Source organism: Streptomyces sp. CNB091 (genome assembly GCF_000377965.1).
In genome coordinates this window covers 433,522-441,689 of sequence record NZ_KB898992.1, presented here as the reverse complement: position 1 = coordinate 441,689, position 8,168 = coordinate 433,522, and the positions used below count along the sequence as shown (strand labels likewise).

Below are 8,168 nucleotides of genomic sequence, written 5' to 3'. Positions count from 1 at the left end.
GCGACCGATGTGGAGGCCGGTGACCAGGGGCCGGTGGCGACGCAGGCGGCGTTCGCCGCGTCGTTCACGACGAAGTCCCGGGTGTCCCGGGGTGTTCCGGTGATCACGGTGAAGCCGAACTCGGCGCCCGTGGAGCCGGGTGCTGCGGCGGGTACGGTCGAGGCCCTGTCGGTGTCGTTCGGTGAGGCGGCGACGGGTACGAGGGTGACGTCGCGGACGGCGCGTGAGTCGACGGGCCGCCCGGAGCTGACGGAGGCGGCGATCGTGGTCTCCGGTGGCCGTGGGGTCAACGGTGCGGAGAACTTCTCGCTGATCGAGGCGCTGGCCGACAGTCTGGGTGCGGCGGTGGGTGCGTCGCGTGCGGCGGTCGACGCGGGCTGGTACCCGCACACCTCCCAGGTCGGGCAGACGGGCAAGTCGGTCTCGCCGCAGCTGTACATCGCTTCGGGTATCTCCGGGGCGATCCAGCACCGGGCGGGGATGCAGACCTCGAAGACGATCGTCGCGGTCAACAAGGACGCCGAGGCCCCGATCTTCGAACTCGTCGACTACGGCGTCGTCGGCGACCTCTTCACGGTCGTGCCCCAGCTCACCGAAGAGATCAACACCCGCAAGGGCTGACCCCTCCTCGGAACACCCCGCCCCGGGCCGCACGGTGAACCCCACCGCGCGGCCCGCGGCCGTTCCGGGCGACCATTGACGCAGGTCGAGTGGCCTTATAACTTCACTATACGGATTGTTGATTCCGGTAAGCGGAAACAGCGAGAGTGTGGAGGGTATGGTCATGGGTCAGCAGGAGAAGGTGGCAACGAGCCTCGCCGGTGCGGTCAGCGAGAAGATCAGCGCCTCCCTCACGGCGGTCGACGCGGAACTCGCCCGCCGTTACCCGGGTGACCCCGGCACCCGCCAGCCCGTGCACACCGTCTACGTACCCGGCGACGTCTTCGAGCCCGGCACTCTGCGCTCCTGGGGCGACCAGGCGCTGGCCGCCCTCGACGAACACGCCCCCGACGCCGCTTCGTTCGCCGCCGTCCTCGGCATCCCCGAGGAACTGGCGGGGCCCGTCCACGACCGGGTACGCGCCAAGCTGGAGCGCGAGCCCGTCGAGGATCTGCGCATCGACTTCGAGGACGGCTACGGCCCCCGCCCGGACGCCGAGGAGGACGAGGCCGCCGCCCGCGCCGCCCGCCTGGTCTCCGCGGCGTACGCGAACGGCACGGCGGCCCCCTACATGGGCATCCGGATGAAGTGCATGGAGGCCGGCGTCCGTGACCGGGGCATCCGCACCACGGACGTCTTCCTCAGCGGTCTGATGGCGGCCGGCGGCCTGCCCGAAGGGCTCGTGCTGACCCTCCCGAAGGTGACGTACCCCGAGCAGGTCACCGCCTTCGTCCAGCTCCTGGAAGCCTTCGAGAAGGCGCACGGCCTCGACGCCGGACGCATCGGCTTCGAGATCCAGATCGAGACCAGCCAGTCGATCCTCGCCGCCGACGGGACCGCCGCGGTGGCCCGCATGATCGACGCCGCGCGGGGCCGGGCGACCGGGCTGCACTACGGCACCTTCGACTACAGCGCCTGTGTCGGGGTCAGCGCCGCCTACCAGGCCAGCGACCACCCGGCGGCCGACCACGCCAAGGCCGTCATGCAGGTCGCCGCCGCGGGCACCGGCGTACGCGTCTCCGACGGCTCGACCAACGTCCTGCCCGTGGGCCCGGCCGACCGGGTCCACGAGGCCTGGCGGCTCCACTACGGCCTCACCCGCCGCGCTCTGGCCCGTGCGTACTACCAGGGCTGGGACATGCACCCCGGCCACCTGCCGACGCGCTACGCCGCGGTCTACGCCTTCTACCGGGAGGGCCTGGAGCCGGCCGCCGCCCGGCTCGCCGCCTATGTGGCCAAGGCCGGCGGCGACGTCATGGACGAGCCCGCCACCGCCAAGGCCCTCGGCGGCTACCTGCTGCGCGGCATCGACTGCGGCGCGCTCGACACCGCAGAGGTGGCCCGGCTGACCGGCCTGACCCGCACGGACCTGGAAGCCTTCGCCTCGCCGCGCCGGGGCGACCTGACGGTCACGGCTCCGTAAGGGCGTCAGCGGGTTTCGCGCCCCGGCGGGACGGTCCCTCCCGCCGGGGCGCTCCGGTGTGCCCGGTCGCCGTGAACGATCCTCCGGGACGTGTCCTGGGTCCTGTCGTCAGACTGCCGTCGTCGAACTGCCGTCGTCGCCCTTCCGGCGACGGGAGTCTGACGACAGGACCCGGGGGGCCGGGGCCCGGCCCGTCCTCAGGCGTCCCGGCGTGCGGCCGCCCCGCCGCGGGCGCGGTAGGCGCGCATCTTGTGCCGTGCGCCGCACACGTCCATGTCGCACCAGAGACCGTTCGACGACGGGGCCCGGTCGTAGAAGACCCAGCGGCACTCCGGGGCCGCGCAGGCCTTGAGGCGGGTGGCGTGACGCCCGGTCAGGCCGTGCGCCAAGAGGGCTTCGAGCACTGGGCGTACCACCTCCGCCACCGCCCCGCCCGAGGTCGGCCGCAGGGCGAGCGTGCCGTCGGGGCGCACGGCGGGAGCGCCCGCCACCGCGGCGATGAGCCGGTTGAGAGCGTCGACCGCCTCCGGTGAGGTCCGCTCGACCAGAAAGGCCCGCACGGTCTCCCGCGCCTCCGTTAGTGAGGTCAGCTCTCCTTGATCGGCCGGTGCCGGGAAGCCGCGCGCGCCGAGCCACCGGGCAGCCGTCTCCGGCCGGGCGAGACCGTCCTCGTCGTGGAGATGAGTGGCCGTGTTGCAGAAGTCCTCGACCAGTTCGAGCTCCGCGGGCGCAGGGTTCCGTCGCATGATCACCACTTTATCAAGGTTACTGACAATGCGCCTTAGCTGGTAACGTCGATGGTCCGGCAGGGGTCTCCCTCCCAACCGCACGCCAGGAGGCGCACCATGAACGGCAAGCTGACCAGGACGTTCGAGACTCCGGACGGGGCGGTCCGCTGGGACGTGCTGGGGGAGGGGGAGCCGGTCGTCCTGCTGCACGGCACCCCGTTCTCCTCGCTCATCTGGCGCGACATCGCCCCGGCCCTCGCCCGCGATCACCGCGTCCACCTCTGGGACCTGCTCGGGTTCGGACAGTCGGAGCAGCGTGACGGGCAGGACATCGGCCCGGCGGCGCAGGCGAAGGTCTTCACCCGGCTCCTGGAGCACTGGGGGCTGGAGCGCCCGCGCGTGATCGCCCACGACATCGGCGGAGCCGTGGCCCTGCGGGCGCTGCTCCTGCACGGCGCGCGGTACGCGGACCTCACCCTGGTGGACGCGGTGGCCTGCGGGGAGTGGGGCACCGGGCTCTTCCGGCTCATCAGGGGGAACGCGCACCTCTTCGAGCAACTCCCCGGCTACGCCCACGAGGCGCTGGTCGAGAGCCATCTGCGCCACGCGACGCACACCGGCTACCGGGCGGACGTCCTGTCCGCCCATGTCGATCCGTGGCGCGGTGAGCGCGGCCGGGCCGCGTACTACCGCCAGTACCGGCAGGCCGAACAGGCCGCGACCGACGAGTTCCAGCACCTGCTGGGGGACGTTCTGGTGCCGACCCGGATCATCTGGGGGCGTGAGGACCGGTTCCTGCCGGCGCCCTTCGCCGAGCAGCTGCACGCGCTGATCCCGCACTCCGAACTGCACTGGATCGAGGGCGCGGGCCATACGGTGCAGGAGGACGCCCCCGCACAGCTGCTGGCCCTGCTGACCAGGGAATTCCGGCAGGCCGGCGCCGGGGTCTGACCACGCTCCGGCGGGCGCCGTCCCGGCGTGCGGTCCTCACACCCCCGTGAGGCGGTGCGGCGCCCTCGGGGCGGCCGCGCCCGACGGGCCTCAGGCGGGGGGCAGTTCGCCCGAGCCGCGAGGGATCAGCGTCGTCGGCAGTTCCACCCGTGCCGTGGCGTGGTCCGCCCCGTCGAGGCGGCGGAAGAGGTGCTCGGCGGCGGTCCTGCCGACCGCCGCGGCGTCCTGCGAGATCACGGTGATGCCGAGCAGGTCGGCCAGCTCGATGTCGTCGAACCCGACGAGCGCCACCGGCCGCTCCCGCTCCGCGATCACCCGGACCGCCGTCACCGTCACCCGGTTGTTGCCCGCGAACAGCGCGGTGACCGGCTCGGGGCCGGAGAGCATCTCCTCGGCGGCGGCCCGCACGCGCTCCGGCTCGGTGGAGCCGAGGGAGACCCAGCCGTCCTCGACGGTGATGCCCGCGTCCCGCATGGCGACGTGATAGCCGCGCAGTCGCTCGGTGGCCGTGTGGATCCGCGGCTGGTCGCCGATGAACCCGATCCTGCGGTGGCCGTGCGCGATGAGGTGGGCCACGCCCTCCCTGGCCCCGCCGAAGCTGTCGGAGAGCACCATGTCGACGTCCACGTGGCCCGCCGGGCGGTCCACGAAGACCGTGGCGATGCCCGCCTTGATCTCCGGCTCCAGATAACGGTGGTCGTCGCCCGCCGGGATCACGATCAGGCCGTCCACCCGGCGGGCGCACAGCGCCAGCACCAACTCCTGCTCCCGCTCCGGGTCCTCGGCGCTGGAACCGTTGATCAGCAGCGCGCCGTGTGCGCGGGCGACCTCCTCCACCGCGCGGCTCAGCGGACCGTAGAACGGGTCCGCCAGATCCTCCAGGACCAGTCCGATGGATGCCGTACGGCCCTTGCGCAGCACGCGGGCGCTGTCGTTGCGGCGGAAGCCGAGCGCGTCGATCGCCTCCTGCACGCGGCGCTCGGTGTCCGGTGTGACGCCGGGCTCGCTGTTCACCACCCGGGAGACCGTCTTCAGGCCGACTCCGGCGCGGGCCGCCACGTCCTTCATGGTCGGCCGGTTGCCGTAGCGGGTCTCGGAATGACGGGCGGTCCGGTCCACGTGCGCTGTCCTGTCGTCGGATTACGGGCGGGCTGCGGTGCTCCGGCCGGCGCCGAGCGGGGTCCGGTGCGGCGCCGCGGGGGTGATCGGAGGCTGTGGCGTCGAGCATAGGCCCTGGACAACGTTGTCAACAGAATGGAGACTGTGCAGACTGTGGACGGAACCCGCAGGTCCCGCCCCTTCACCGATCCGGAGAGCCCACACCGATGCATACCGACCTCGTCGCCGCGCTCGACATCGGCGGCACCAAGATCGCCGGCGCGCTGGTGGACGGTGACGGATCCCTCCTCGTACGGGCGCAGCGGCCGACGCCCGCCCGGGAGGGCGCCGAGGTGGTCATGGGCGCCGTGGACCAGGTGCTGGGCGAGCTGATGGCCTCGCCGCTGTGGGGTCGCGCCGGCTCCGTCGGCATCGGCAGCGCCGGTCCGGTGGATGCCGCCGCCGGCACGGTCAGCCCGGTCAACATCCCCGGCTGGCGGGACTTCCCGCTGGTGGAGCGCGTGCACAAGACGGCGGGCGGACTGCCGGTCGCCCTGGTCGGCGACGGGGTCGCGATGACGGCCGCCGAACACTGGCTCGGCGCGGCCCGGGGCTACGACAACGCGCTGTGCCTCGTCGTGTCGACGGGCGTCGGCGGCGGCCTCGTCCTCGGCGGCACCCCGCGGTCCGGCCCCTCGGGCAACGCCGGGCACATCGGCCACATCAGCGTCGACCTGGACGGAGACCCGTGCCCCTGCGGTGCGCGCGGCTGCGTCGAGGGCATCGCCAGCGGCCCCAACATCGCCCGCCGCGCGCTGGAGAACGGCTGGCGGCCCGGCCTCGACGGCGACGCGACGGCCGCCGCGGTGGCCGTCTCCGCCCGTGCCGGAGATCCGGTCGCCATCGCCTCCTACGAGCGTGCCGCCCAGGCGCTGGCGGCCGGCATCGCCGCCACCGCCACCCTGGCGGACCTCGACATCGCGGTGGTCGGCGGGGGAGTGGCCGGGGCCGGCGACGTGCTCTTCGTACCGCTGCGCCGCAGCCTGCGCGACTACGCCACGCTCTCCTACCTCCGGCGGCTGACCGTGGCGCCCGCGGTGATGGGCACCGACGCGGGTCTGGTCGGGGCCGCGGCGGCGGCCATCGCGCTTCGCCAGGAGTCTGATGAAGATGTGAAAACGCGCCCGGCTTGCACCGATTCAACCCGATTGACATTTACTGACAATCTGGGGTGAATCGGTCGACCGGAGCAAGATCTTCACGAGTCTTCCAGCGCCCCCGGCAACAGCTTCCGGGGGGCGCCCGGTTCGTCAGGCCGGGCGCCCCCGGGTCACATTCCGAGCGCCCTGCCCGGCCTCCAGTAGCTCCGGACGACCGCATCCGGTCAACGCCGTCGCCGCCGCGGGGTTTCCGCGGCAGGGTGTTGCGGGCAAGCCACAGGGGGCTACGGAAGAGGGGGAACCGTGATCGTCTGGATCAACGGTGCGTTCAGTGCGGGCAAGACCAGCGCCGCGGTCGAACTGATCGATCTGATCCCGAACAGCACGCTGTACGACCCGGAGGTCACCGGCGCGGGGCTGCGCGGTCTGCTGCCGCAGAAGAGGCTCGCCGAGGTCGACGACTTCCAGGACCTGCCGATCTGGCGGCGGCTCGTGGTGGACACGGCGGCGGCGCTGCTCGCCGAGGTGCCCGGGGTGCTGGTGGTGCCGATGACCCTGCTGCGGCAGGAGTACCGCGACGAGATCTTCGGAGGGCTCGCCTCCCGGCGCATTCCCGTGCGGCATGTGGCGCTCTCACCTGAGGAAACGATCCTGCGTAGCCGGATCACGGGCCGGGAGGAGTTTCCCGGCGACGAGGAGCAGAGCGAGCGCGTGCGCCGGTGGGCGTACGAGCACATCGGCCCGTACCGCGACGCCCTCGACTGGATCACCGAGGACGCGCATGTGGTCGACAACAGCGCCCTCACGCCCCGTCAGACCGCCGAGCTGATCGCGGACGCCGTGCGCACGGGGAACGCCGCGCCGTGCCCGATCGTCCAGAGTCCGGAGCCGACCGCCGAGACGGTGGCCGCCGGGGTACTGCTCTTCGACGAGCAAGACCGGGTGCTGCTCGTCGACCCGACGTACAAACCGGGGTGGGAGTTCCCCGGCGGGGTGGTGGAGGCGGGCGAGGCTCCCGCGCAGGCCGGGATACGTGAGGTCGCCGAGGAGATAGGCCTCCGCCTCGACCGGGTTCCCACCCTGCTGCTCGTCGACTGGGAGTCGCCCTGCCCGCCCGGCTACGGCGGGCTGCGCTTCCTCTTCGACGGCGGCCTGGTGCGCTCCGAGGACGCGGGCCGGCTGCTGCTGCCCGGCTCCGAGCTGCGCGGCTGGCGCTTCGTCACCGAGGGGGAGGCCGCGGGGATGCTGCCGCCCACCCGGTACGAGCGGCTGCGCTGGGCCCTGCGGGCGCGCGAGCGGTCGACGGTGCTGAACCTGGAGGCGGGGGTGCCGGTGGGCTGAGCGGCGCCCGTTCGCCGCTCACGCGCCGTTCGCCGCCGCGTCCATCGCCGCGGCCGCGTTCTCGGTGAGCGGGTCGCCGTGACCGAAGCAGACGGTACGGGGCGCGAGCGCGGCCAGTCGCCGGAACGTGGCCGCGGCCCCGGCCCGGTCCACGTTGAACACGCCGAGCATCACCCGCCGCTCCACGGAGGCGACGGTGTCCCCGGTGAACAGCACACCGTGGCGCGGCAGATGGAGCGCGATGGAGCCCGCCGTGTGACCGGGGGCGTGGACCACCCGTGCCCCGTCCCCGAACGGCAGCACCTCGCCGCCGGTCACCTCGCGGTCGACCCGGGTGGGCGGAGCCTCGGGGCAGGTCAGCCCGTGCTCCCACAGCGGCAGTTCCCAGTCCAGCAGGTCCGGCTCCGGTACGGGACGCTCGCCCCGCACCACCGGGGCGTCCAGCGCGTGGGCGATGATCTCGGCGCCGTGCCGGTCCGCCAGCTCCCGCGCGGCCCCGTAGTGGTCGCGGTGGCCATGGGTGATGACGATGCGCCGGATCCCGGCAGGGGCGAGGCCGAGCGTGCGGATCGCGTCCTCGATCGAGGCGGCCGACTCGACGTCACCCGCGTCGATCAAAGTCAGCCCCGTCCCGTCGTGCCAGAGATAGGCCTGACCGATCCGGAAACGGAACATGTGCAACTGGGGGAGTACCTCGACGAGATCCATGCGGCGAACGTACGCAGTGGCGGACGTCCGCCGCACGGATCTACGCTCCGGGCGACTTCGCCGAGGGCGTAGCGGCGCCCCGGGCCGCCCCGGGGGCGC

Annotated in this window: 8 protein-coding genes; 5 read left to right on the top strand and 3 right to left on the bottom strand. The window is 73.0% G+C overall.

What is annotated here, in order from left to right; translation table 11 throughout:
- Both D581_RS0108190 and D581_RS0108185 read left to right on the top strand, forming a co-directional pair.
- Positions 1-621, top strand: a 621-nt coding sequence (locus tag D581_RS0108190; RefSeq protein WP_018956752.1) for an electron transfer flavoprotein subunit alpha/FixB family protein, incomplete at its 5' end; no start/stop codon positions are given.
- Positions 622-784: 163 nt separating this feature from the next.
- The gene (locus tag D581_RS0108185) at positions 785-2,083 is read left to right on the top strand and encodes a DUF6986 family protein (RefSeq protein WP_026290326.1); all 1,299 of its coding nucleotides are present in this window, start codon (positions 785-787) and stop codon (positions 2,081-2,083) included.
- Between the two features lie 197 nt (positions 2,084-2,280).
- Here the strand turns inward: D581_RS0108185 and D581_RS0108180 are convergent, their stop codons facing one another.
- Complete coding sequence (locus D581_RS0108180; RefSeq protein WP_026290325.1) at positions 2,281-2,829, bottom strand: CGNR zinc finger domain-containing protein; 549 nt, start codon at positions 2,827-2,829, stop codon at positions 2,281-2,283.
- A 99-nt stretch (positions 2,830-2,928) separates the two neighbouring features.
- On the opposite strand from D581_RS0108180, the gene D581_RS0108175 reads away from it, so the two are divergent.
- Positions 2,929-3,762 carry an alpha/beta fold hydrolase gene (locus D581_RS0108175; RefSeq protein WP_018956749.1) on the top strand — a complete coding sequence of 278 codons (834 nt, stop codon included), beginning with the start codon at positions 2,929-2,931 and terminating at the stop codon, positions 3,760-3,762.
- A 90-nt stretch (positions 3,763-3,852) separates the two neighbouring features.
- Here D581_RS0108175 and D581_RS0108170 read toward each other — a convergent pair whose 3' ends face one another.
- Complete coding sequence (locus D581_RS0108170; RefSeq protein WP_018956748.1) at positions 3,853-4,881, bottom strand: LacI family DNA-binding transcriptional regulator; 1,029 nt, start codon at positions 4,879-4,881, stop codon at positions 3,853-3,855.
- Between the two features lie 206 nt (positions 4,882-5,087).
- On the opposite strand from D581_RS0108170, the gene D581_RS0108165 reads away from it, so the two are divergent.
- Together D581_RS0108165 and D581_RS0108160 are read left to right on the top strand one after the other, a co-directional pair.
- The gene (locus D581_RS0108165; RefSeq protein ID WP_018956747.1) at positions 5,088-6,095 is read left to right on the top strand and encodes an ROK family protein; all 1,008 of its coding nucleotides are present in this window, start codon (positions 5,088-5,090) and stop codon (positions 6,093-6,095) included.
- A 228-nt stretch (positions 6,096-6,323) separates the two neighbouring features.
- Entirely contained in the window at positions 6,324-7,361 is a 1,038-nt protein-coding gene (locus D581_RS0108160; protein ID WP_018956746.1) for an NUDIX hydrolase, read from the top strand.
- Positions 7,362-7,379: 18 nt separating this feature from the next.
- Here D581_RS0108160 and D581_RS0108155 read toward each other — a convergent pair whose 3' ends face one another.
- Entirely contained in the window at positions 7,380-8,069 is a 690-nt protein-coding gene (locus D581_RS0108155; protein ID WP_018956745.1) for an MBL fold metallo-hydrolase, read from the bottom strand.
- Positions 8,070-8,168: the final 99 nt, after the last annotated feature.

Coding starts and splice junctions, on each gene's coding strand:
- D581_RS0108155 (WP_018956745.1), bottom strand. CDS start 8,069: ATGGATCTCGTCGAGGTACTCCCCCAGTTGCACATGTTCCGTTTCCGG.
- D581_RS0108185 (WP_026290326.1), top strand. CDS start 785: ATGGGTCAGCAGGAGAAGGTGGCAACGAGCCTCGCCGGTGCGGTCAGC.
- D581_RS0108175 (WP_018956749.1), top strand. CDS start 2,929: ATGAACGGCAAGCTGACCAGGACGTTCGAGACTCCGGACGGGGCGGTC.
- D581_RS0108165 (WP_018956747.1), top strand. CDS start 5,088: ATGCATACCGACCTCGTCGCCGCGCTCGACATCGGCGGCACCAAGATC.
- D581_RS0108180 (WP_026290325.1), bottom strand. CDS start 2,829: ATGCGACGGAACCCTGCGCCCGCGGAGCTCGAACTGGTCGAGGACTTC.